Source organism: Pseudoruegeria sp. SK021 (genome assembly GCF_002119405.1).
Lineage (GTDB): Bacteria > Pseudomonadota > Alphaproteobacteria > Rhodobacterales > Rhodobacteraceae > Meridianimarinicoccus.
Genome location: NZ_MTBG01000005.1, coordinates 1 through 25,068, shown reverse-complemented (window position 1 = coordinate 25,068; position 25,068 = coordinate 1). Strand labels below are relative to the sequence as shown.

Sequence of the window (25,068 nt, the reverse complement as noted above, 5' to 3'; positions counted from 1 at the left end):
ATTTGAGCCAATAGTTTCAACTATGAAAAACGAGTTGCAAATATAGGGACTGAATATGAATAAGCTGGAAGGCGTCCTGCCGATCGTGCCCACACCCTTTGCCGAATCCGGACGGCCAGACGCGGACTCCTTACGGCGCGTGGCGCAAGAGGCCGTTCGGGCCGGTGCTGCGGCGCTGGTCTATCCCGGCGTCGCCAGCGAGGATGTGCATCTGACCGCGCAAGAGCGTGCCGCCTGCCTTGACGTGGTTGTGGACACCGCCGCAGGCCATGTGCCGGTGATTGCCGGGGTGAACTCGGCCGATCCTGAGGAAATGGTGGCTTTGGCTGCCGGGGTGACCAGACAGGGTGCGCAGGCGATCATGGCCATGGCGGTGCCGGCAATGCGAGATGATTTGACCGGTTGGTTCCACCGGCTGGCCGATGCGACCGGCGGGCTGCCGATTATTTTGCAGAACCTGTTTGCCCCGCGCGGCGCCGATCTAAGCGCCGCCGAGATGGTGGGGCTGGCGCAGAGCGTCCCGTCCATCCGGTATGTGAAGGAAGAGGGGATCCCCTCGGGGCCCAAGGTCAGCGAATTGGTGGAAGCCTGCGGCCCGGATCTGGATGCGGTGATCGGTGGCGGCGGGGCGCGGTACCTGCTGGAGGAATTGGATCGCGGCGCGGTGGCCACCATGCCCGCCATTGAATTGCTCGATCTGCATGTGGCGCTGATGGCAGCCTATAAGGAGGGGCGGCGCGACGATGCGATCGCGCTTTACGAGCGGTCGCTGCCCCTGTTGCTGATCCAAGCGCCCTATCGCATGCGCCTGACCAAGCTGATCCTCAAGCATCGCGGCTTGATTGACTGCGATGCGGTGCGTGAGCCATTGCCGGAAATGGATGACGCGCTAAAGCGTTGGTCCATTGAGTTGTATGAGCGGGCGATGGCGCGGGATCTGTCCGATGCATAAGGCCATCGACCGCATTCAGGTCTTCGTCTTCGAACGCGACCGCGAAGAGGCCTATCTGGGCAATCAGGGCGACGCAGAATTTGCTTTGAACGCCCATCATATCGTGCGCCGGTTCAACGGCACGGTCTATCCGACCCGGGATCGGTCTCTTGTGGTCAAGCTGACGGATACGGATGGCGCGGTCGGCTGGGGCGAAACCTATGGCTTGGTGGCGCCAAAGGCCGTGGCGGCGATCATCGATGATCTGCTTGGTCCCTATCTGAAGACATTGGCGCCCGGCATGCCCGACACCGCGTGGGATGCGCTGTATGATTTGCAGCGGGTGCGCGGTTATTGGGGCGGATATCTGGCCGATGCGCTGGCCGCATTGGACATTGCCCTGTGGGATTTACATACGCGTAGCACCGGGGTCAGTCTGCAAGCCGCGTTGGGTCGCGACGGGGCCGGGACCCTGCCGGCCTATGTGTCGGGCCTTCCGCCCAAGACCACAGCGGAGCGGGTTGAGATGGCGGCCGACTGGCAGGCGCGGGGCTTTGATGCGGTGAAGCTGCCGCTAAGTGCCACCAACAACGGCGATGCGCCGGGAGAATTCAAGGCGTTGCGGGACCGCTTGGGCGAGGATCACAAGATCGCTTTGGATATTCACTGGACCAAGGATGTGGCGGAGACGTTGCAATTAGACCGGGATCTTGCGCCCTTTGCGCCGTGGTTCCTTGAGGCGCCGGTCAAGCCCGAGGACATCGCGGCCCAGATCGATGTGGGCCGGGGCATCACCGCACCGCTCGCACTTGGCGAGGAATGGCGCACCGAATGGGACTATATCCCGCGCGCCGGGGCCTGTTCCATTGTCCAACCCGAAATGGGCCATACCGGGATTACCCAGTTCATGCGCATTGCCCGCCGCGCGGGTGAAATCAGCAGCCGGGTTATTCCGCACGCCACCATTGGCTTGGGCATATTCATGTCGGCCAGCCTGCGGGCGGGCTTTGCCGTCGGGGCCGAAAGCCACGAATACCAGCACACCATCTACGACCGGAACGCCGAACTTCTGGACGGGCCTGCATCCTGCACGGCGGGGGCGTTCCACATTCCCGATACGCCGGGCCACGGGGTGGAGCCGAACGCAGACGGCCTGGCGCATCTGACCGAAATCATGCTTTGAACTTGATACCTTGGAGGAGGAACCATGACACATCTTTCTAAGATTACGGTGATGGGGGCGTTTGCCATCAGCACTGCCCTGACAGCGCTGCCTGCGGTGTCTGAGACGCTGGTCTTTGTCAGCTGGATGAAAGACGAGCCGGGCTATGGCGATTGGTGGAACGAAATTATCGCGGAATATGAGGCCACCCATGATGGGGTCGACATTGAAATGACCCGCGTGGCCCGTGACGACTATGCCAATGCGATGTTTACCATGTTTGCCGGTGGGTCGCCGCCCGATATCGTTCATCTGGCCGCCTTTGAATATCAGCCATTTGCCGATGAAGGCTGGCTGGAGCCGTTGGACGCGTGGATTGAAAACTCTGAGCTTGATCTGACCGGTTGGGCCGGGCAGGGCACCTGCGAATGGGACGGCAGCACCTATTGCATCATGCTGCTTTATACCGGCTATATCATGTCCTTTAATGAGCAGATGCTGGCCGATGCCGGGATCGATGCCGCCCCCGCCACGTGGGACGAGTTCCTGACCGCAGCGCGCGCCATCACCAAAGACACCGACGGCGACGGGCTGATCGATCAATACGGGATCGGTCTGCCGACCAAGGGTGCGGGTTCAGTTATGCATTCGATGTTGAACTTTGTACTGGACGCAGGCGGCGCCTGGACCGTGGACGGGGAGCCGACGTTCAATTCCCCTGAAACCATCGAAGGGATCTCCCGTTTCAAGACCATCTTTGTTGAGAAACTCAGCCCGCCAGAACTGGGCTCGGGCGATGTGCGGCAACTGTTCATCGAAGGCCGTGTGGGCATGACCGTGGATGGGCCTTGGGTCTATAACATCGTCAAAGGTGCGTCCGACGACATCCGCCCCGACCTGAAACTGGCCAAGACCCCGTTCTCACCGCCGGTTGGTGGCACCTCGAACGTGCTTGGGATGCCCAGCGATCTGTCGGATGATAAGAAGCAGTTGGTATGGGAATTCATCGAACTGGCCACCTCTGAACAATTCCAGCAGCGGTTCGCAACGCTTGGCTCGTCGCCGGCGCCGCGGCCCGGGCTGGATTACTCCGAGGAAATTGCCAAGGATCCCTACTTTGCCCTGTTTGATGCCGCCAATACCGATGCGGCCGCAGCCGGGATCGACCGTCTGCCCAAAGGTCTGGAGATTGAATTCGCAGAGGTCTCGAAGATCGTACTGGAAGAAACCCAGCGGATGCTGATCGAAGATCTGGAACCGGCCGAGGCTGGTCAGCGGATGCAAGACCGGGTGCTGGCGCTGAAGTAAGGCTGCGCTTCGGGGTCGGGTGGTCCAAACATCGATCACCCGACCCCAGTGCGTCTGAGGACACGAAATGACCCATCTCACTGAAACCACCATTCTCACGAAGCCTAAGGGGCCACGGATGATCGACTTTAGCGCGCCCAGACACCGCAAGAAGTTTGGGTATTTGCTGCTCGCGCCTGCCGTCATCCTGATGGCGCTGATCATCGTTTATCCGATTTTGTTGTCGGTCGATATCAGCTTTCAGGACGTTCGCATCGCCCGCGTTGGCGCCAGCGACAAGCCCTGGACATTGGACAACTACCGCTGGCTGTTTGCCTCACACGAATTCTGGCGCGCCTGCTGGGTGACCGCCAAGATGGTCGTGTTCGTTGGCGGCACCGCCCTGGTGATCGGGCTGGCCACAGCCCTTCTTGTCAATCAAAAATTCAAAGGTCGCGCGCTGGCCCGGCTGTTCGTGGCGCTGCCTTGGGCTGTGCCAGAGGTCGTGGCCACAGTGATTTGGGCGTGGATGCTGGACAGCTCGTTCGGTGTGGTCAATTGGGCCTTGCTGCGCCTTGGGATCATCAGTGAGGCAATCCAGTTTTCGCAAAATTCCACCGCAGCCTTTTTCGCGGTTTGCGTTGTCATGATCTGGAAAGGCTATCCGCTGATGACGATCATGCTGCTGGCCGGACTGCAATCCATTCCGGAAGAACAGTATCAGGCCGCTAAAGTGGATGGCGCCAGCGTCTGGCAGCGGTTCTGGTATGTGACCGTGCCCAATCTTGCCCCGGTGATGGGTGTGACCCTGATCATGACGACGCTGTGGGTGTTCCGCGACTTTGCGATCATTCACGTGCTAACCGGTGGCGGGCCTCTTGGGGCGACGACCACGCTTTCCATTATGACCTTTGAGCAGTCGTTCTCGTACTTCCGTATGGGGCAAGGCGCGGCGGTTGGTGTTGTGACCATGCTGATCTGCGCCTTTATCAGCCGGGCCTTGGTCAGCCGTTTTGCCAGCAAGTCGCATTAGGAGGGACCATCATGCAACGATCCAAACTTGGTCAGATCGGCATCTATACCGCCGTCATCGTCACCGTCGTGCTGCTGCTGTTTCCGATCTATTGGATGACCATCACCGCGTTGTCACCTGCCAACCAATTGCGCAGCTTCCCGCCGGTGTTCTTCCCTGAAGAACCACAATGGGGGGTGTTCAGCGAGTTGCTGGCGACCCAGCCATTTGCGCTTTGGCTGAAGAATACCATCCTGATTGCGGTCGCCACCATGATCTTGGCCCTGTCGGTGTCAATCTTGGCCGCCTATGCCTTGTCCCGCTATCGGTTGCGGGGCGGGGCGACCATCGGGATGTTCATCCTGACGTCCAAAATGCTGCCAGCAACGCTGTTGGTGATCCCGTTTTTCGCGATTTTCAAGCAGATGGGGCTGGTCGGATCGCTATGGTCGGTGGTCATCACCCAATCCACCCTGATCGTGCCCTTCTGCACGTGGATGCTAAAAGGCTATTTCGACACCATCCCCGAAGAGTTGGAGCACGCAGCCCTAGTCGACGGCTGTTCGCCCTTTGCCACGATCTTTCGCATCGTGCTTCCGGTCGCGGCGCCGGGGCTGGCGGCAACGGCGCTCTATGCCTTCGTGATCAGTTGGTCCGACTTCCTGTTTGCCCGGACCTTCCTGCAAACCTCGGAATCGCAATGGACCCTGAACATGGGCATCGCGGCCTTGAAAGGGGAATATATCACCGACTGGAACGTAATCATGGCGGCCTCGTTAATGGCATCCATTCCGATCCTGCTGGTCTTTCTCGTGCTTGAACGTTTCCTCGTTGGCGGCCTCGCGTCAGGCGCCGAAAAGTAAAGGAGCCATCCTATGGCAACTGTTGAATTCAACCATATCAAGAAATCCTATGGCAGTGTCGAGGCGATCCGCGATTTCAATCTGTCGGTGGATGATGGCGATTTCTGTGTCTTTGTCGGGCCGTCGGGTTGCGGCAAATCCACCGCGCTGAAAATGCTGGCGGGTCTGGAGGCCACCACATCCGGCACAATCCAGATCGGTGGCCGTGACGTGACCGAACTGGGGCCGGGCAATCGCGACATCGCGATGGTGTTCCAAAACTACGCGCTTTACCCGCATATGACGGTGCGTAAAAATATCGGCTTCGGGCTGAAGATGCGCGGCATGCCGGGAAATGAAATCAACGCCAAGGTCGAAGACGCGGCGAAGATTCTGGAACTGACCAACTATCTTGACCGCAAACCGAAAGCCTTGTCCGGCGGTCAGCGTCAGCGGGTGGCACTGGGGCGGGCGATCGTGCGCGAGCCGAGTGCCTTCCTGATGGACGAGCCGTTGTCCAACCTCGATGCGAAGCTGCGGGTGCAGACCCGGGCCGAGATTGTGAACCTGCAAAAGCGGCTGGGGGTGACCACGATCTACGTCACCCACGACCAGACTGAGGCCCTGACCATGGCGAGCAAGATCGTCGTGATGCGCGATGGCATGATCCAGCAAATCGGCACATCCCATGAATTGTTCACCCATCCGCGCAACATCTTCGTGGCCGGGTTTATCGGCTCACCGGGGATGAATTTCTTTCGCGGTCCGGTGGAACTGGACGCAGGCCAGCCGGTCACCCGGTTTGGCGGTCATTTGGTGCGCCTGCCTGCCGCCACTGCAGCGCTGGCAGGAACGGATGCAGTGTTCGGCATTCGGCCCGAGCATATCCAACTGACCACCAGTCCGATCAATGTAGGTCTGCGCCTTGTCGAAAGCCTCGGGACCGAGAAAATTCTGCACTTTCAGATCCCAAAGGGCCAAAGCCTGACCAATACCGAAGCCGATTTCGGGCCTGACGATCAAGACCGCGATGTGCAGTCCATGCTGATCCGGGTCATCGACGATCACATCTATCAGGAAGGCCAAAGTGTGTCGCTGCTGTTCCCGCAAGACAAGATTCATGTATTTGATCCTGCAACGCATGCGGCAATTGGATAAATCGGTTGAACAAGTTTGATGACATCGCGAAACGCTTTCCTGGGGCGGGAACGCTGGTCAAAGGCATCCAAATTCTGGAGTATCTGGCAGATTCCGGTCAGCCAAGCACGTCGGCAGAATTGCTGCGCCATACCCAGCTGCCCAAGGCGACGCTGTACCGCTTGCTCGGCGCGTTGGTTGAGTTCCATTATGTCCGCCATGATACCCGGCTGAAAACATATGGGCTTGGGCAACGGTTGATCGAACTTGGCGGCAGTTCGCTTGCGACCATCGATCTGCGCAGTGCGGCGCAAAGCGAACTGACCCGGCTGGCGGCGCAAACGAACGAAACCGTCAGCCTGACGATGCTGGAACAGGATCGCACCATCTATGTGGATGTCCGCCGCTCGTCGAACCCGCTGACCGTCGGCATCGAGATCGGGAAATCCTTGCCGGTGATCGAAAGCGCCTCGGGGCAGGCGGTTTTGGCCGCGATGCCGCCGCATCGGGTTAACCGTGTGCTGGCATCGCTGCCGCGCGAGCATCAGACCCGGTTGTTGGCCGATTTCGCCATCAGCCGGGCGCGCGGCTATACGATCGCGCCGTCTCAAACCATCGAAGGTGTTGTGGTGATCGCGGTGCCAATTATCGGCCCGCCGGATATGGGCAATGGTGCGATTGTTGTCACCGCGCTGGCCGACCGGATCCCGCTGGAACGTCGCCATGTGATCGGCCGCGATCTGATGGAGGCCGCCCGCCGGATCATGGGAAATATAGGAAGTGCCTCGGTGAGTATTACGCCAAACCCGCGTCCCAGTCGCCATGTGGAAGAAACCCTGCAATGTGTCGCCCCGGCTGGGGCGATCGTTGGCGAAGGCCCGGTCTGGGACAGCGCCGCCAATTTGCTGCGTTGGGTCGATGTCGCGGCCCCCGCGATGCATGCCTATGATCCCGATACCGGCGAGGATCGGATGGATCCGGCCCCCTACCTCGTCAGTGCGGTGCTTCCTGCGGCAGGCGGGCGCACCATCGGCATCACGCAGAACGGCATCGAAGCCTATGATCCAAAGACCCGGACCTTCAGTCCGCTGTACGATCCCGAAGCCCACCTTAGCAACAATCGCTTCAACGATGCCAAAGTCGACAGTCGGGGTCGGATCTGGGCCGGATCAATGAGCCTTGATGCCTCAATGCCGTCGGGATCGCTGTATTGCTTTGACCAGATCCGGGCCGCCCGGGCGGTGGATGGCGGGTTTCAGGTTTCGAACGGGCTGGGCTGGAACGGCGATGACACCCGCTTCTATTTCGTGGACAGCGCCTTGGGCACGGTTTTTGTCTATGATTTCGACCCAGAGGCCGGGGCGGTCTCGAACCGTGAAGTGTTTCTGTCCTTTGATCCGAAAGACGGAAAGCCAGATGGGTTGTGCGTCGATAGCGCTGGCAATCTGTGGATCGCGTTCTGGGATGGCTGGCGGGTTGGGTGCTATGCGCCCTCAGGCGAATTGATCCGAACCATCGACATGCCGGTGCCGCGCCCGACAAGCTGTTGTCTCGGCGGGGCAGAGTTGAAAACCCTCTATATCACCAGTGCCTCCATCCGGTTGCCCGCCTCTGTGCTAGAAGACGCGCCGCTGTCGGGCGGGCTGTTCGCGATTGAGGTCGATGTTCCCGGATTGCCAACCAATGAGGTCCGATCATGGGCGTGATTTACGACGATTTCAAAGACCGCCACGCCATCGTGACCGGGGCTGGCGCGGGCATTGGCCGGGCCATTGCTGTCGCGCTGGCCGCGCAGGGGGCGCGGGTCAGTGCAATCGACATCAATCAAGACGGGCTGTTGCAAACGGCGGCCCGGTCCGAACACATCACCGCGATGCCCTGCGATTTGACCAACCCTGACGCGTTGCGGGCGACGGTGACGGCTGCCCTGCGCGCCCGCGGGAAAGTCCGCTGTCTGATCAACAACGCCGGTGTCGACCGCCGCATTCCGTTTCTGCAGACCACCGCCGAAGACTGGCATTGGATGCTGACCGTCAATCTGGATCATCAGATGCTGGTTTCGCAATTGGTTGCGCCCGAGATGGACCTGAGCGACGACCATGCCGCCATCGTCAACATGTCGTCCTCGGCTTGGATGAAACTGGCCGGAAACTTGGCGGCTTATCATACGGCCAAGGCGGGGATTATCGGCCTGACCCGGGGTCTGGCCCGCGATCTGGGCGGGGCCGGGATTACCGTCAATGCGATCGCTCCGGGCCGAGTTATGACGGAACGCGTCGCGGAAACCACAACTGAGGCGTGGGAGGCTGAGACAAAAACGCTCCAGTGTGTGCCGAAACTGATCACCCCAAAAGACATTGCAGGGGCCGCAGTCTGGTTGTCCTCATCGGCGGCAAGCACAGTGACCGGGCAGACTTTGATCATTGACGGCGGCGTGGTCTAGGCGGGGGACCCCCGGGTCCCTGTCCTGACAACCTGTCCCACCGCTCATCGCGCAGAATTGGCTTTGAACGATCGACGCGATTGCGCGGACGTCAGAGCCGTTGGTGTGTCTCGGGCTGCGTTCATGCAAAAACATCTGGACTATCGAAACATCTGATGTTTTAAGTTCTGCATGACAGAGCTTCTTTATTATGACCTCAAACAAGCGAAACCACTGACGCCCGGGCTTTCGGCGCAGGTTTGCCGTGAGTTGGGGCGCCGGATCGTTTCAGGAACCCAAGCCGAAGGCAGCCTCATCGACGATGAGACCAAACTGGCCGAGAAATTCAGTGTCAGTAAGTCGGTGATCCGTGAAGCCATCAAGCTGTTGGTCGGCAAGGGTCTGATCGAGGTGCGCCGGGGCAGTGGTACGCGGGTGCTGAACCGGCGGCACTGGATGCTGTTGGATGACGACGTGCTGGCGTGGCATCAATCGGTGACCCCGTCGCCGGGATTTTTGCGTCAACTCATGGATATGCGCCGCTTGATGGAACCGAAAGCGGCCAGTTGGGCTGCAGAGTTCGGGTCAGACGAGGCGCATGACGCTATCCGGCAAGCCCATCAGCGGATGGAATTAAAGGCGGCTTCGGTGGAAGATTTCGTCGTAGCCGATGCGCTGTTTCACCGGGCTATTCTGCGCGCGGCGGGCAATGAGTTTTTGCTCAATCTGGAAGGGGTGATCTTTTCCGCGCTGCTGACGTCGATCAAGCTGACAAATGCGGATCCCCGAGAGAACGAAAGCTCGATCCCCGTTCACCGTGCGGTGATGGAGGCGGTGCTTCGGCGCGACCCGGTTGCGGCGGAACGAGAGATGCTGGCGCATCTTGACGATACCACCCGCCGGTTGTCCGCAGCCGTGCAAGGGTTCGATCTGCGCTGAACCTCACGGGAATTTAGAAATTACCCCGTTTCGACTGGTAACCGAAACGGTGGCGGCGATCACAGGCAGAGCTCAACCAAACCTGTGACCGCCAATGACCCGCCTCGCAAGAGGCTGCACCACCAGACGACAGCGTGCCTATGGCGCGCTGAGCATCATCAGGGAGGATAGGATGCTATCTCACTTTAAGAAAGGTCTGCTTGCGACCTCAGTCGCAACAACGGCCCTTATGGGCACAGCAGCCACAGTCTCTGCTGCCGATATGGTGGCGCTTTTGCTGCCGGAAAACGTCAATCCGCGTTGGGAACAACAAGATGCCGCCGCGTTTGTCGCTAAGATGGCCGAGATTGCGCCGGATATAACGGTCGAGGTTTTCAACGCCAACAATGACACATCGGTGCAACAACGGCAGGCCGAACAGGCGCTGACCCAAGGGGCGAAGGTTCTGGTGGTCATTCCGATCGACGGCGAAAGTTCGGCCATCATCGCCGACACCGCCGCCGAAGAGGGCGTGCCGACCATTGCTTATGACCGGATGATCAATTCGCCCAACACCAAGTTTTGGGTGCAGGCCGATATGTTCGCCACCGGTGCGGCTCAGGCCCAGCACGTGGTCGACAACACCCAAGAGGGCGATACGCTGGTTCTGCTGAAAGGATCGCCCACCGATCCGAATGCAGCGGTGATTGCTGCCGGGCAAGTCTCGGTCCTGCAGCCGCTGTTCGATTCTGGCGCGCGGAAGATGGGCTACGAGAATTGGACCCCCGGTTGGGATCCCGCCATTGCCCGTCGTTCGATGGACCAGGCGCTGACGCAACTTGGCAACGATGTGCAAGGGGTGGTGTCGTCCAATGACGGCAATGCCGGCGCAGCCATTGAGGCCATGGAAGAGCAGGGTATGGCGGGTACGGTGCCGGTCTCGGGGCTGGATTGTACCGTGCAAGCCCAGCAATTGATGCTTCTGGGCAAGCAGACCCAGTGTGGCTGGCGTCCGCTGCATGAAATGGCGGCGGCGGCGGCCGAGGTCACGGTGCGGTTGCTGTCCGGTGAGGACACGGCCGATCTGGCGACCGAGGTGGTGCAGAACGGCGTCGGTGCCGATGTCGCCTTTGTGCCGGTTGACAGCTATTCTGCCGTCGGTGCCGACGGGGTTGCCTATGTCGTGGAGAACGATCCGTCGATCACCAAAGACATGATTTGCCAAGGCGACGCTGCCGCAACTGACTTCTGCCAGTAATCACAACGATGAGTCAGGTAACGGACCAATCGGCGGGGCTTTTAGCCCCGCCACCCCATTTGCGTGTGCGTGGGATTCATAAAAGTTTCGGCGGCGTGCATGCCTTGCGCGGCGTTGATTTCGAAGTTGCCCGTGGCGAGGTCATGGCGCTGGTCGGTGACAACGGCGCCGGGAAATCCACCTTGATGAAGGTTTTGGCGGGGGCGATTGCGGCCGATACCGGGGACTTCTTCCTTGATGAGCGCCCGGTCTCGGTCACCAGTCCCAATGATGCGACGGATCTGGGCATTCAGATTGTCTATCAGGACCTTGCCCTGTGCGAGAACCTTGATGTGGCGGCCAACCTGTCCTTGGGAAATGAGCCGGTGCGCCCCGGCTGGGGGTTTCTTCCCCGCATCCTGCGTCCGATCGACGATTTAGAGATGGAGGTCAAAGCCCAGAAGGCGATTGCGCGGTTGCAGGTGCAGACCCTTAAATCGGTGCGTGCCCGGGTCGGCGGCCTGTCGGGCGGACAACGGCAGGCGATTGCAATTGCCCGCGCGGTCGGGGCTGAAAGCTCTGTCGTGATGTTGGACGAACCCACTGCGGCGCTTGGCGTGGCCCAGACCCGGCAGGTTTTGGACGTGGTCAAGCGGTTGCGCGATACCGGCCATGCGGTCGTTTATATCTCGCACAACATGCGCGACATTTTCGAAGTGGCCGATCGCATCTGTGTGCTGCGCCACGGTGGCAATGTGGCCACGTGGCGGACGGCTGACACGACAACCGACGAAATTGTGGTGGCGATGACTCGCGGCCTTGACCAAGGGGCACCCCATGCCAGCTAACCCTTCTTTGTCACTGGTCAACCGGTTGCGCATCCTGCGCGAGACCCAGTTTGGCGCTTTTGTTCCGGTGCTGTTGGCGCTTGCGGCGATCTGGGGCTATTTCGGACTGGCCATGCCCCTGTGGGAGCATCTGACCGACCCCACATCCGACGGGCTGCGCCTGATTTTCCTTAGCCCGCGCAACATTTATAACCTCTTCATGCAATCCGCGGTCATCGCGACGCTGGCGGTGGGTATTACCGTGGTTTTGCTGCTGGGCGATATTGACCTGTCAGCCGCCGCCACTGCCGGGGTCTGTGCCGCTTTGCTGGGCGTGCTGATGCTGGCGGGCGTGCCGGGATGGCTGGCCTGTTTGATCGTGATGGTGGTCGGGACGGTGATGGGGGCGGCGCAAGGGCTGTTGATTGCCTATGTTGGTATTCCGTCCTTTGTGGTCACATTAGCCGGGCTTCTGGGCTTTCAGGGCGTGATGCAGAAAATCCTGCCCACCGGAAACTTGAATATCAGCGATCCCTTCGTGCGCGGCATTGCCCGTGTCCTGATCCCGGACCTGCTTGGCATTCTGATCGCCTGTGCGTTGGTTGGGCTTCTGGCCTTTGCCGCGCTTCGGCGGCGGGCGCAGCGTGCGGCCAAGGGGCTTGAACTGGACTCAACGACAGCGTTGTGGGGACAGATCGGCTTTTTTACGGTCCTGGTCTTTTCAGCCGTGCTGACGATGAACGCCTATCGGTCGGTCCCGTTGTTGATCGTGTTGCTGATCGGTCTGACGGCTCTGATCGGTTGGGTCACCACGTCGACCCCATTTGGCCGGTCGATCTTTGCAGTGGGCGGCAATGCCGAAAGCGCCCGCCGGGTGGGTATGGATGTCAAACGTATCCGGGTGGCGGCATTTGGCATCGTCGGATTGTTGGCGGCCATCGGCGGGATCTTTGGCGCATCGCGCTATGGATCGGTGTCCTACACCGCATTTGCCGGGGGCTCACTGCTGCTGGAAAGCATCGGGGCGGCGGTGATCGGGGGCACGTCGTTGTTTGGCGGTCGCGGCTCGGTCTGGAACGCGATCCTCGGGGCGCTGGTGATCGGATCTTTGGGGAACGGGCTGGATCTGTCCGGGGCCAGTGCGGCGGACAAGCTGATGTTTTCCGGGGCAATCTTGTTGCTTGCGGTTGCCATTGATGCGGTCTCGCGCAGCGATGGGCCCGGCGGGCGTTAGGGGGCGGGTTCATGACACTTATCCTAGAGCCATCCTTGCGGGCCGTGCTGGACCTTAGTCTCGATCTGTTGATCCCGGCAAATCCAGCGCGGGATATTCCCAGCGCCGGTGCGCTTGGCGTCGCAGACTTTGTCCTGCGAACTGCGCAAGCTGCGCCCGCCGATGCGGCCCATATGGCGCAGATCCTGCAGGCATTGCAGGCGCTGGACGGCCCGCCCACTCCTGACGCCCTTCGGGCCGTGGAACAGGCGATGCCAGAGGCGTTTCAGACCCTTCTGCGCCTGACGTATATGGGCTATTATAGCCGCCCCGACATGCGCGAAAAAGTCGGGGTGGCATCTTGGCCGGTGCATCCGAAAGGCTATGACGTGCCGCGGGAATCCTCGGCCCTGATGGATGCTTTGACCGCTCCGGTCCGGGCACGCGGCCGGATCTATCGCGATGCGGTCGTCATGACGGGGGACCTTTCATGACCGATGACACTGTCGATGTCTTGATTGTTGGCGCCGGGGCTTCGGGGGCGGCCTTGGCGTGGTCGCTGCTGGAAACCCGGATGCGGATCCTGTGTCTTGAGCAGGGGCCGCATCTGCCCGACAGTCAATTTCCAAGTCGCCGGGATGATTACGAATTGGCCCGCTATGCCGAGTTTTCCTGCGATCCGAATGTACGCGGTTTGCAACAAGACTATCCGATCAATGTCGACGACAGTTGTATCGCTCCGGTAAACTTCAACGGGGTTGGCGGGTCGACGATCAACTTTCTGGGCCATTGGCCACGCATGAAGCCATCGGATTTTCGGACCAGATCGCTGGACGGCGTGGCTGCGGATTGGCCGGTGGATTACGCGACGTTGGCGCCATTTTATGATCAGAATGACCGCAATACCGGGGTGTCTGGGCTGCCCGGAAATCCGGCCTACCCCGATTATGCGCCCGAATTGCCGCCGCTTCCCATCGGAAAATTGGGGCAGACCTTGGCGGCGGGGTTCAACGCCTTGGGATGGCATTGGTGGCCGTCCGATGCCGCGATCCTCAGCCGCGATCACGAGGGCCGGTCGAAATGCGTGAACGCGGGAACCTGTGATTTGGGCTGTGCCGCGGGGGCCAAGGGCGGCACGAATTTTACCTATTGGCCGATGCTTCAATCTGCCGGGGTGGAATTGCGCACCCAGTGCCGCGTGCGCGAGGTTCGGGTTGATCCGGCGACCGGACTGGCCTCCGGCGTTCTCTATTACGGGCCGGACGGTCAGCTTCACGAACAAAAGGCCGAACTTGTGGTGCTGGCCTGTAATGGCATCGGCACACCCCGATTGCTGTTGAATTCCAAGTCGCAGCTTTTCCCGGATGGGCTGGCCAACCGGTCGGATCAAGTGGGGCGGAACCTGATGTTTCATCCGCTGACCGGGGTGTCCGGGGTCTTTGATGCGCCCCTGGAGGGACATAAGGGGCCGATGGCCTGTTCGATCCTGAGCCAAGAGTTCTATGAAACGGACCCCGGGCGCGGCTTCGTGCGCGGCTACGGGCTGCATTCCGGGCGCTCGACCACGCCGATGACCTATGCCCTTGGCGGGTATGGCATCGACCGGCCAATCCCTTGGGGGGCGGCGCACCGCGAAATCATGGATGAGGTCTATCCCAATCTTGCCAGTCTGACCGTGGTGGCCGAGGACCTGCCCGAAGCGCATAACCGCGTCACCCTCGATCCCACCCTGACCGATAGCGATGGGATCCCGGCCCCAAAGGTCAGCTATCGGCTGGGCGACAACACCCGGGCCATGCTGGCCCACGGCACCGACCGCGCAACCGAACTGCTGCTTGCGGCAGGGGCGCGCCGGGTTCTGGCCAAGGGCGAAGACGCGGTATGGTGGCGGGCCGGGTGGCATCAGCTGGGCACCTGCCGGATGGGGCCGGACCCCGAGACGTCGGTGGTCAATGGCTGGGGGCGCTGCCATGACGTGAAGAACCTGTTCATTGTCGATGGCTCAGTATTTGTCACCGCCGGTGCGGTTAACCCGACCTCTACCATCCAGGCGCTGGCGCTGTACGTGGGCGACAGCATCAAGACCAACATTTCCACCCTATTCGACTGAGGCATATCATGAACTTTTCCAAGAAGATGTACATCGCAGGCGAGTTGACGGATGGGGTGGGTTCGGTTGACGTGTTCAATCCCGCAACGGAAGACTATGTCGCCACCGTGCCCACTGCCGGATTTGCCGACGCGCAGCGGTCGCTGGACGCGGCGCGGGATGCTGCGCCCAGTTGGGCCCGGACATCGATTGCCGAACGGCAGATGTGGATGGGCAAATTGCGCGATGCGGTGATCGCCAATGAGGATCATTTGCGCGACTGCATTCATTACGAGATGGGCAAGCCGTGGGCCAGCACCCAAGAAGATGTTGATAGTCTGAAGAACGCGCTGGCGTTTTATGCTGAAGAAATCTCCCGGGTGCATGACATTGGGCTGGCGGATCGGGCCGGCACCCACTGTCATCGGCTGGTGCACGAACCGGTTGGCGTGGCGCTGGCGTTTTTGGCGTGGAACTTTCCGTTGCTGAACCTTGCGTTCAAGCTGGGTCCTGCGATGGCGACCGGCTGTCCGATCATCATCCGCCCATCCGAGCAGACGCCGATTTCGGCCTATGCCGTGGGCGCGCTGTGCCACCAGATTGGCCTGCCGCGCGGCGTGGTGCAGATCCTGTGCACCGATGGCTATGACGTGGCTGATCACCTGTCGGCATCGCCGATTCCAGCGATGATCACCCTGATTGGGTCCACCAAGACCGGTCAACATATCATGCGCACCGGGGCAAGTTCGATCAAACGCTATTCGATGGAATTGGGCGGCAACGCGCCGGTCCTTGTGTTCCCCGATGCCGACCTCGATCAGGCCGCCGACATTGTCTGCGGGGTTAAGTTCAGCAATGCCGGGCAGATTTGTGTCTCTCCCAACCGGGTCTTTGTTCATCGTGATGTGCTGGACGCGTTCACCGAAAAAGCGGTTGCCCGGGCAAAGGCGGCGACCGTCGGCTGGGACAAGACCGCCGATATTCAGACCGGTCCGGTGATCGACGGACGGGCTTTAGCACGATTAACGGGCCTGATTGACGACGCGGTGCAGGCCGGGGCACGCATCCTTGCCGGCGGCACGCGGCCCTCGGGGTTACCGAAAGGGCACTTCCTTGCGCCAACGGTACTGGCAGGCGTCACCGAAGATATGCAGGTCTATCGGCAGGAAACCTTTGGCCCCATCGTCAGCATCGTGCCGTTTGATGACACCTCCGACCTTGCGCGCATGGCCAATGATTGTGAAGAAGGTGGGCTGACCGCCTATATCATGACCTGTAATCTGAAGCGCGCCGAAGCTTGGGCGGCGATCCTGCGCTATGGCGAGATCCAGATCAACGGCGTTAAATACGATATCGACCTGCCCCATGGCGGGATCGGCCAGTCCGGCATCGGCCACGATTGCTCGGCTCTGGCGCTGAACGACTACCTGATTGTCAAACGGATCACACGAGCATTGGACGCCGCATGAAAATTACCGCTATCCGCAGCCATGTCCTGCAATGCGACATGCCCGAAGAGCTTGGCTATTCCCAGCAATTCTACGCCAAGCGCACCGCCCATTTGGTCGAAGTCAGCACCGATGAGGGCCTGACCGGTTGGGGCGAATGTTTTGGTCCCGGCAATGTCGCCTTGGCCAATAAGACCATCGTTGAGCGGGTGATCGCGCCCATGGTGATCGGGATGGACCCGCTTGACCGCGATGTGATCTGGCACAAGGTCTATAATCTGTTGCGTGATCACGGCCAGAAGGGGATGCCGATCCAATCGCTGTCTGGGGTCGATATCGCCCTTTGGGACATCGCGGGAAAGGCCGTGGGTCTGCCGATTCACAAGCTGATTGGTGGCGCGCATCGGACCGGAGTGACCGCCTATGGCTATGGCATGATGTTGAAGCGGGAAAGCGTCGACGATCACATCGCGCGGTTCACCGACGAGGCTGCGGCGATCATCGGCATGGGCTTTAGCGCGACCAAGATGAAGACCGGCCTTGGGCCCAAGGCCGACGTCCGGCTTTGCGAAGCGGTGGCGCGGGGCGTGGGCGAAGCGCGTTTCATGGTGGACGCGAACCACTGCTACACCACCTCAGACGCATTCTATGTCGGGCGGGCGTTGGAAGAACTGGGCGCCTATTGGTTTGAAGAGCCGATCGCGCCAGAAGATCTGGACGGCTACCGCGAATTGCGCGCCGGTTTGCGGGTGAATATCTCGGGCGGCGAAGCAGAATTTACGCGCTGGGGCTGGCGGCAAATTCTGGAAAATCGCGGGATCGACATCGCCCAGCCCGAAGTCTGCGCCCTTGGCGGGATCACCGAATATCTGCGGGTGCTGGCACTGGCCCATGCCCATTTCACCCCGGTCATTAACCATGTCTGGGGCAGCGCCATCGCGGTGGCCACCAACCTGCAACTTCTTGCCGCGATGCCGCCCATGCCCGGTGGGCTCAATCCGTGGGAGCCGATGCTGGAATTTGACACCACCGAGAACCGGTTCCGCGATCACCTTCTGACCGAGCCTCTCGACATTCAGGCGCAGGTCGCGCGCAATGGCGGTAGGGTGGCCATTCCCACTGCTCCGGGACTGGGGGTCGAACCGGACCTCGCTTTCATCAAGAAATACGCGATCCAATAGTACCCATCGCGATTTCGGCCCAATGAAGACGGCCCGTTGACTGGCGGGGCCGGTGACCGTTTGCGGTCACCGGCCCTACAGTCTTGTGCAGGATTTTAGGCAAAGACTGAATCCAGATTGTCCGTCGCCCGTGACCCAATTGGGCCACGGGCTGATAGCGTTTTGGCATGCAAAGCGCTGAACCAACGCCGCAATTTCACCTGCTGTTGGCATCCTGTTGACATAAGCCATCACGCTGCTTATACGTATAACTGCTAATACGTATAACTGAGGCGCGCATGGCCCGAAGACTGACCCAAAAAGAGATTGCGAAGCGGGCTGGCGTCAGTCAGGCAACGGTGTCGCTTGTGCTAAATGGTGGGGCGCAGGGCAGTCAGCGCATTCCCGAAGAGACGCGCCAGCGCATTCAACAAGTGATCGCAGATACCGGCTATGTGGCCGATCCGGTGGCGCGCCGTATGGTCAATGGTCGCAACAATATTCTTGGCGTGTTTACCTATGAGCCGGCATTTCCGCAGGCGCAGGCCGATTTCTTTGCGCCATTGTTGTTTGGCATTGAAGCCGCCGCGCAAGAGCGGGGCTATGATCTGTTGTTGATGACCTCTGCCGGAAAGGAAGCCGACGGCAGCAAGCGGATATTCGGAAAGACCAGCCGCCTCCGCATTGCCGACGGCTGTATTCTGCTGGGGCGGAAATTCGACGCGGATGAATTGGCCCTGATGGTGAAAGACGATTTCGCCTTTGTTGCCATCGGGCGCCGTGACGACGCTGGTGGCCCCGTCCCCTATGTTGGGGCCGATTACACGGCGGCAACACGGGCGTTGGTTGACCGCGCACGGTCGTTGGGTCACCGGAAATTCGCGTATGTTGGGCAAAGCGATGGCGCGGAATCCATCGCTGACCGTTGGGCCGGGTTCGGTGCGGGGCTTGCCGAAGGTGACCAGCTTGTTTTGCATGTCGACGAGGTTGGGCTTGCGTCCGATCGCTTGGTTGATGAGGTGCGCATATCTCGCGCAACTGTCGTCTTTTTCATTGAGCTTGCCGATGCGATCCCGTTCAAGCGGGCCGCCACCGCAGCCGGGCTGAACGTCCCGGGCGATATCTCCATCGTCGTGCTGGGCAGCCATATCCGCCCTGATGATACCGGCACCCGCTTTACCACCTATTCAATCCCCCGCGAGGAAATGGCCCGAAAAGCTGCGCTGGCGCTGATTTCTTGGCTTGAAGGTCAGGAGCACGCCAAACAAACGCTGCTGTCCTGTGCGCTTATTGATGGAGAAACCCTTGGAATTAATAAAGAAACGAGTGTAACGTGAAAGAATTCAAAACGGATATTGCAGTCATCGGCGGAGGCGTCGGTGGCGTCGCAGCGGCGCTTGCTGCGCTAAGATCTGGCCGTAGTGTTGTGCTAACCGAAGCCTTTGATTGGATCGGTGGACAGTTGACCAGCCAAGCCGTTCCGTCGGACGAACATTCGTGGATCGAACAATTCGGCGGCAGTCGCACCTACCGCGACTTGCGGACGTCAATCCGACAGTTTTATCGTGACCATTACCCGCTGACCGAAGCGGCGCGCCAATGGGGCGACCTCAATCCCGGGGCCGGGTGGGTCAGCCGTCTCTGTGTTGAGCCTCGGGTGCCTGCGGCGGTGATGGAAGCTTTGCTGATGCCCTATATCGGCGCTGGTAAGCTTCAGTTGCTCAAGCCCTATGAACCGGTTGCGGCTGAAATGGACGGCGACCGGGTTTCGGCGGTCACAGTGCGCCATGTTCGGACCGGGGCCGATGTGCAGATTTCGGCAGCTTTTGTCATCGACGCGACTGAGCTTGGCGATCTGCTGCCACTGACTGGAACCGACTATGTCACCGGCTTTGAAAGTCAGGCGCAAACAGGTGAGCCCAGTGCCCCAACTGAGGCGCAGCCGCAAAACCAGCAAGCGGTGTCGATTTGTTTCGCCGTGGACCACGTCGACGGCAATCACGTCATAGACAAGCCGAAAAACTATGACTACTGGCGCGCGGTGCAGCCAGATTTCTGGGGCGGGCCGTTGATCGGGTTCAAGTCTCCGAACCCGCGCACGCTGGAAACCGCAACCCGTAGCTTTACACCCAATCCGGGCGACAATCCGTTGCTTGTCGATGCCGACCAACGCCGCAATCCGGGCGACGGCAACCTTTGGACCTTCCGCCGCATCGCAGCCCGCGAGAACTTTGTGTCCGGTGCCTATGCCTCGGACGTTTGCCTCGTGAACTGGCCGATGATCGACTATTTTGAAGAGCCGATCATTGATTGCACCAAGGAAGAATATGACGCCCGGATCGCGCGGGCGGCTGAACTGTCTTATTCCGTCTTCTACTGGCTACAAACCGAGGCGCCGCGCGAAGATGGCGGGCAGGGGTTCCAAGGTCTGCGTTTGCGCGGCGATGTCACCGGCACGGATCATGGGTTGTCGATGGCCCCCTATATTCGCGAAAGCCGCCGTATCAAGGCTGTCACCACGATCGTCGAGCAAGACCTGTCCTATTCGGTGCGCGGCGACGCCGGGGCTGTGTCCTACCGCGATAGCATCGGCACCGGCATGTACCGGGTTGACCTGCACCCCTCGACCGGGGGCGACAACTATATCGATGTGCCATCTTGCCCGTTCGAGATCCCGCTGGGGGCGTTGTTGCCCGTGGGTCGGTCGAACCTGCTGCCCGCTGGTAAGAACATCGGGACGACCCATATCACCAACGGGTGTTACCGATTGCATCCGGTCGAATGGAATATTGGCGAGGTCGCCGGGCTGTTGGCCGCGCATTGCCTGAACACCAACACCGAACCGCATGCAGTGCAGGCCGAGGATCGCCGGCTGAGCGATTTCCAAGACCTGCTGTACCGGCACGGCGTCGATATCCGCTGGCCGGATGTGCGCGGCTACTGATCCACGAACCAGACGTTTGACTCAAGGGAGGAGACCTAAATGACAAGGTTCACGACAATCGGCGCCACTTTGGCAATGACCACGGCGCTTGCGGGGGCTGTGTCTGCGCAAGAGTTGCGTATGACCATCTGGAGCGCGAATGAAGCCCATCTGACGCTGTTCAATGACATCGCCGATAGTTTCACGGCGACCCATCCGGGTGTCAGCATCACCTATGAATCGTTGCCATTCAGCAGCTACACCACCACGCTGACCACGCAGATTGCAGGTGGCAATCCACCCGATCTGGCATGGATTCTGGAACGCACGGCGGCAGATTTCGTCAATTCCGGCGTGCTGGCCCCTCTGAACGATGGCTTCATGGCCGCAGACGGCTTCGACTATGACGACATTCTCGCCAAGCCGACTGAATTGTGGCGGTTGGACGGCGAACTGTACGCAATTCCATTCTCGACGTCGCCGCTGGCGATCTTCGCCAACAATGATCTGATCCGGGCCGCAGGTGCGCCGACCCCGGCTGACCTGATCGCCGCCGGAGAATGGACTTGGGACAACGCGATTGATGTGGCCGCGAAAGTTGCCGCTGCCGACAGTGAGGGCATCATTGTCCGGGATTTCAACTTCCAGACTTGGCAGAACTTGGCCGCGATCTGGCGCGGATGGGATGCTGCCCCCTGGAGCGCGGATGGCGCGACCTGTACCTTTGATGAGCCGCAGATGGTCGATGCGATGACCTTTATTCACGACGCGATCTTTGAAACCGGCGCCACACCGGGACCGGGTGAAAGCGTCGATTTCTTTGCGGGTGATGCGGCAATGTCAATCACGCAGATTTCGCGGGCATCGCTGTTGCCAACTGGCGACGATGCGTTCGATTGGGATCTGGTCCCGCTTCCGACCGGCCAGGCGGGCGATTATGCGGTGATCGGGCAGGCCGCCATTGGCGCCTTCCAGCGCGGCGATAATGTTGATCTGGCGGTCGCGTTTCTGGCCCATATGACCAACCCGGAAAACAGCGCAAAGCTGGCGCAGTTCTTTCCGCCAGTGCGGGCAAGCTTGTTAAACGCGGAAACGCTGGGCGCGACCAACCCGCTGCTGACCTCGGAAATGATCGACAGCGTGGTAGTCGATGGGATCACGCGCGGCGAGGTTCTGCCGGTCCATGAGGGGTATTCCGAAATTCAGCAGGTCGTGCGGGCCGAACTGGATTCGCTGTGGCAGCCGGACGCTGATGTTGCCGCCGTGCTTAGCAATGTGTGTCAGCGCATTCAGCCGCTGCTGTAAAAGGGAGACCCAAGCATCATGACTGTCGTGGCTTCTCCATCTGAACTATCGCGCCGAAAGCGCCCCTACTGGACGATGGCGCGTCGCGACAGTCTTGCCGGGTATGTGTTTGTCGCCCCGCAGGCCATCGGCATTGCCGTCTTCGTGCTGGTGCCGTTGCTGCTTGTGTTTTGGTATTCCCTGCATGAGTGGAACGTGTTGGCCCAAACGTTTCGCTTTAAAGGCCTTGAAAACTATCACCGGCTGCTAAGTGATCCGGGCCTACCAGAAGTTCTGATCGCGACTGCGATTTTCTCGATCTTTCTGGTAGTGTTCAACATGTCGTTGGCGCTGTTGCTAGCGGTGCTTCTGAACCAGAAATTGCGCGGGATCACAGTGTTCCGCACGCTGTTCTTCTCTCCGGTGGTCGTGTCGCTGGTGGCATGGACCATCGTCTGGAGCTTCTTGCTGCAGAACAATGGCGGCCTGAACGGCATTCTCGACCACTTCGGCATTGAAGGCCCCAATTGGCTGCGCCACCCGACCACGGCAATGATCGCGGTGGTTGTGGTGCAGGTGTTTAAGAACGTCGGCCTGAACATGATCCTGTTCCTTGCTGCCTTGCAAGGTGTGCCAAAAGAGCTGTACGAAGCCGCCCGGGTCGATGGCATTCCGGCATTCCGACAGTTCCGCCGCATTACCCTGCCGATGATCAGCCCAACGGTGATGCTGACCTCAATCATCACCATTGTCGGTTCGCTGCAAGTCTTCGCACAGATCGCGGTGCTGACCCAAGGCGGACCGGGCATGTCGACCACAGTACTGGTCTATTACCTTTATCAGCAGGCGTTCGAGTTCCACAATTTCGGCTACGGCGCAACGTTGTCGATCTTGCTGTTCGTGATCGTCGCGGCCCTGACATTCCTGCAATGGCAGATGCGCAAAAGGATCGTATTCTATGAAAACTGACCTCTCGCCGCGCATGAAAATCGCCCTCTATGGGCTGATGCTGATCCTTTTGGTCCCGTTCGTTTTTCCGACATGGTGGATGGTGACCTCTTCAGTGAAGCCGATCTCGGATATCTTTGCTTTCCCGCCTGAAATCATCCCAAGCCGATTTGATTTCTCGACCTATGGGCAGGCGTTTGAATTGCAGCCCTTCGCCAAGCAATACTGGAACTCGGCGTATATCGCTGCAATCGTGACGGGTGGCACCCTGATCTTTTCCTCCATGGCCGGCTACGCGTTTGCGCGGATCGATTTTCCGTTCGCGAACACGCTGTTCATGGTGGTGCTGATCGGGTTGCTGATCCCATCCGAGGTGACGATTGTGCCGTTGTTCCGGCTGTTTCTGAGTTGGGACATGATCAACACGCACTGGCCGTTGATCTTGGTGCCGGTCTTTGGCGCCCCGTCCGTGTTTGCCACTTTTATCATGCGGCAGTTCTTCATCGCGCTGCCAAAAGAACTGGAAGAAGCGGCACGGGTCGACGGGTTGGGCCGGTTCAAGATCTTTTGGACGATTGCGTTGCCCTTATCGAAGCCGGCACTGGGTGCGGTCGCGATTTTCACCTTCCTGCATTCGTGGAACCTGTATCTGGAACCGATTGTGTTTTTGTCCTCGCCAGAGAAATTCACCCTGCCACAGGCTTTGACTCAGTTCACCGATGCCTATGGCGGCGCGATGTGGAACATCCAACTGGCCGCCGCGACGATGACCGCCTTGCCGGTTCTGATCGTCTTTGTAATTGCCCAGCGTCAGTTCGTTGAAGGACTGGCCCATACCGGACTGAAGGGTTAACGATGGCTCCTGTAACTTTTTCAAACGTCAAGAAATCTTACGGCGCCGTTAAGGTGATCCATGGCGTGGATATTGACATTGCCGACGGTGAATTCGTCGTGCTTGTTGGACCGTCGGGTTGTGGCAAATCCACCTTGCTGCGGATGCTGGCCGGGTTGGAGACGATCTCAGATGGTGAGATCGCCATCGGGGATCTGGTCGTGAATGATCTGGAGCCGAAACATCGTGACATCGCGATGGTGTTCCAGAATTATGCGCTTTATCCCCATATGACCGTCGAAGAAAACATGGGATTCTCGCTTCTGCATCGCGGGGCGAGCACGGCTGAAATCAAAGAACGGGTCGATTGGGCTGCAGGCATTCTTGGGCTGGCAGAGTATCTTGGCCGGCGCCCGGGACAGTTGTCGGGCGGACAGCGCCAGCGGGTCGCTATGGGGCGGGCCATTGTGCGCAATCCGAAAGTCTTTTTGTTCGACGAGCCCTTGTCGAACCTTGATGCAAAGCTGCGGGTCGTCATGCGCGGCGAGATCAAGGCCTTGCATCAAAAGCTGAAGACGACAACGCTTTACGTCACCCATGATCAGGTCGAGGCGATGACAATGGCCGACAAGATTGTCGTGCTGAATGGTGGTCATATCGAACAGATCGGCACGCCGCTGGACTTGTACGACAATCCGGTCAATCAGTTTGTCGCCGCCTTCATTGGGTCGCCATCGATGAATTTCATCAAAGGCCGGGTGGACGGCGATCATTTCGTGGCCGGTGACGCACGGCTTCCGGTCCCGCCGGGGGCCGCAGAAGGGCGCGATCTTGTGTATGGCATTCGTCCTGAGCATTTCACCCTTGCGGCAGACGGCGGTATCGAGGCCGAGGTGGTTGTGGTTGAGCCGATGGGGTCTGAAACGCAGGTGACCATGCGTATTGCCGGTCAAAACGTGTTTGGCACCTTCCGGGAACGGGTTTTGGCCCTGCCCGGATCGCGGCTGACGCTGAATGTGGACCCGGCTGACACCCATCTGTTCGACGCCGAAACGGGCCTGCGTCTGCCGCGCGACGCGGTGTGAGCCAAAGTGGCGACGAGATGATCTCGATCCGCCCCAGCCGGTTTTGGCATTGGATCCGTCCAGTGCCGACCGGGCAGATGCTGGACCGCCTGATTGCGCTGTGCGCTGCCATCCGACCCAGTGCCGCCCTGTCCATGCGCCGCAAGGATGGCTGCGGCTCTGGCCATAGTCGGATACCCACCACCTAGCAGCCTCGGCGGGCCTCCTCGGTTTCCCAGACCAAAGGTTGGCCGCCGTCCAGCCGCATCCGCTGACGCAGGTGCCGCGATATGCGGTCGATGGCATAGGTCAGCACCACCGCCACCGCCAGC

Annotated in this window: 23 protein-coding genes; all 23 read left to right on the top strand. The window is 59.9% G+C overall.

Annotated elements, in window-relative coordinates; genetic code table 11:
• Positions 1-55: 55 nt before the first annotated feature.
• The 23 genes from BV911_RS05205 to BV911_RS05095 all read left to right on the top strand — a co-directional run bounded on the left by BV911_RS05205 (position 56) and on the right by BV911_RS05095 (position 24,945).
• Positions 56-952, top strand: coding sequence for a dihydrodipicolinate synthase family protein (locus BV911_RS05205; protein WP_086052538.1), 897 nt, complete (start codon positions 56-58; stop codon positions 950-952).
• Positions 945-2,114 carry a mandelate racemase/muconate lactonizing enzyme family protein gene (locus BV911_RS05200; protein ID WP_086052644.1) on the top strand — a complete coding sequence of 390 codons (1,170 nt, stop codon included), beginning with the start codon at positions 945-947 and terminating at the stop codon, positions 2,112-2,114. Before BV911_RS05205 ends, BV911_RS05200 begins: the two co-directional genes overlap by 8 nt.
• 24 nt (positions 2,115-2,138) lie before the next feature.
• Positions 2,139-3,401 carry a sugar ABC transporter substrate-binding protein gene (locus BV911_RS05195; protein WP_086052537.1) on the top strand — a complete coding sequence of 421 codons (1,263 nt, stop codon included), beginning with the start codon at positions 2,139-2,141 and terminating at the stop codon, positions 3,399-3,401.
• 67 nt (positions 3,402-3,468) lie between these two features.
• Positions 3,469-4,413, top strand: a complete 945-nt coding sequence (locus BV911_RS05190) for a carbohydrate ABC transporter permease (protein ID WP_240512153.1) — start codon at positions 3,469-3,471, stop codon at positions 4,411-4,413.
• Between the two features lie 11 nt (positions 4,414-4,424).
• Entirely contained in the window at positions 4,425-5,255 is an 831-nt protein-coding gene (locus tag BV911_RS05185) for a carbohydrate ABC transporter permease (protein WP_086052535.1), read from the top strand.
• 12 nt (positions 5,256-5,267) lie between these two features.
• The gene (locus BV911_RS05180; protein WP_086052534.1) at positions 5,268-6,392 is read left to right on the top strand and encodes an ABC transporter ATP-binding protein; all 1,125 of its coding nucleotides are present in this window, start codon (positions 5,268-5,270) and stop codon (positions 6,390-6,392) included.
• 5 nt (positions 6,393-6,397) lie between these two features.
• Positions 6,398-8,077 carry an SMP-30/gluconolactonase/LRE family protein gene (locus tag BV911_RS05175; RefSeq protein ID WP_086052533.1) on the top strand — a complete coding sequence of 560 codons (1,680 nt, stop codon included), beginning with the start codon at positions 6,398-6,400 and terminating at the stop codon, positions 8,075-8,077.
• Positions 8,068-8,814: an SDR family NAD(P)-dependent oxidoreductase gene (locus tag BV911_RS05170; protein WP_086052532.1), complete on the top strand. Its 747-nt coding sequence runs from the start codon at positions 8,068-8,070 to the stop codon at positions 8,812-8,814. Before BV911_RS05175 ends, BV911_RS05170 begins: the two co-directional genes overlap by 10 nt.
• A 171-nt stretch (positions 8,815-8,985) precedes the next feature.
• The gene (locus BV911_RS05165; protein WP_086052531.1) at positions 8,986-9,732 is read left to right on the top strand and encodes a FadR/GntR family transcriptional regulator; all 747 of its coding nucleotides are present in this window, start codon (positions 8,986-8,988) and stop codon (positions 9,730-9,732) included.
• 229 nt (positions 9,733-9,961) lie between these two features.
• Entirely contained in the window at positions 9,962-10,969 is a 1,008-nt protein-coding gene (locus tag BV911_RS05160; protein WP_240512152.1) for a sugar ABC transporter substrate-binding protein, read from the top strand.
• Between the two features lie 8 nt (positions 10,970-10,977).
• On the top strand, positions 10,978-11,796 hold the full coding sequence (locus BV911_RS05155; protein WP_086052529.1) for an ATP-binding cassette domain-containing protein: 819 nt from the start codon (positions 10,978-10,980) through the stop codon (positions 11,794-11,796).
• The gene (locus tag BV911_RS05150; protein WP_086052528.1) at positions 11,786-13,009 is read left to right on the top strand and encodes a sugar ABC transporter permease; all 1,224 of its coding nucleotides are present in this window, start codon (positions 11,786-11,788) and stop codon (positions 13,007-13,009) included. The genes BV911_RS05155 and BV911_RS05150 overlap by 11 nt, the downstream gene beginning before the upstream one ends.
• Before the next feature lie 11 nt (positions 13,010-13,020).
• Positions 13,021-13,482 carry a hypothetical protein gene (locus BV911_RS05145; RefSeq protein ID WP_086052527.1) on the top strand — a complete coding sequence of 154 codons (462 nt, stop codon included), beginning with the start codon at positions 13,021-13,023 and terminating at the stop codon, positions 13,480-13,482.
• Complete coding sequence (locus BV911_RS05140) at positions 13,479-15,098, top strand: GMC family oxidoreductase (RefSeq protein WP_086052526.1); 1,620 nt, start codon at positions 13,479-13,481, stop codon at positions 15,096-15,098. Before BV911_RS05145 ends, BV911_RS05140 begins: the two co-directional genes overlap by 4 nt.
• Positions 15,099-15,106: 8 nt before the next feature.
• Positions 15,107-16,546, top strand: coding sequence for an NAD-dependent succinate-semialdehyde dehydrogenase (locus BV911_RS05135; RefSeq protein WP_086052525.1), 1,440 nt, complete (start codon positions 15,107-15,109; stop codon positions 16,544-16,546).
• Positions 16,543-17,706, top strand: a complete 1,164-nt coding sequence (locus BV911_RS05130; protein ID WP_086052524.1) for a mandelate racemase/muconate lactonizing enzyme family protein — start codon at positions 16,543-16,545, stop codon at positions 17,704-17,706. The genes BV911_RS05135 and BV911_RS05130 overlap by 4 nt, the downstream gene beginning before the upstream one ends.
• Before the next feature lie 278 nt (positions 17,707-17,984).
• On the top strand, positions 17,985-19,022 hold the full coding sequence (locus BV911_RS05125) for a LacI family DNA-binding transcriptional regulator (protein ID WP_086052523.1): 1,038 nt from the start codon (positions 17,985-17,987) through the stop codon (positions 19,020-19,022).
• A complete protein-coding gene (locus BV911_RS05120; RefSeq protein ID WP_086052522.1) occupies positions 19,019-20,629 on the top strand; it encodes an FAD-dependent oxidoreductase in 1,611 nt (536 codons plus the stop codon). Before BV911_RS05125 ends, BV911_RS05120 begins: the two co-directional genes overlap by 4 nt.
• 39 nt (positions 20,630-20,668) lie before the next feature.
• On the top strand, positions 20,669-21,913 hold the full coding sequence (locus BV911_RS05115) for a sugar ABC transporter substrate-binding protein (RefSeq protein WP_086052521.1): 1,245 nt from the start codon (positions 20,669-20,671) through the stop codon (positions 21,911-21,913).
• An 18-nt stretch (positions 21,914-21,931) separates the two neighbouring features.
• Positions 21,932-22,861, top strand: coding sequence for a carbohydrate ABC transporter permease (locus tag BV911_RS05110; RefSeq protein ID WP_205963799.1), 930 nt, complete (start codon positions 21,932-21,934; stop codon positions 22,859-22,861).
• Positions 22,851-23,693, top strand: coding sequence for a carbohydrate ABC transporter permease (locus BV911_RS05105; protein WP_086052520.1), 843 nt, complete (start codon positions 22,851-22,853; stop codon positions 23,691-23,693). Before BV911_RS05110 ends, BV911_RS05105 begins: the two co-directional genes overlap by 11 nt.
• A gap of 2 nt (positions 23,694-23,695) precedes the next feature.
• Positions 23,696-24,757, top strand: coding sequence for an ABC transporter ATP-binding protein (locus BV911_RS05100; protein WP_086052519.1), 1,062 nt, complete (start codon positions 23,696-23,698; stop codon positions 24,755-24,757).
• A 17-nt stretch (positions 24,758-24,774) separates the two neighbouring features.
• The gene (locus BV911_RS05095; protein ID WP_205963798.1) at positions 24,775-24,945 is read left to right on the top strand and encodes a hypothetical protein; all 171 of its coding nucleotides are present in this window, start codon (positions 24,775-24,777) and stop codon (positions 24,943-24,945) included.
• Positions 24,946-25,068 lie beyond the last annotated feature (123 nt).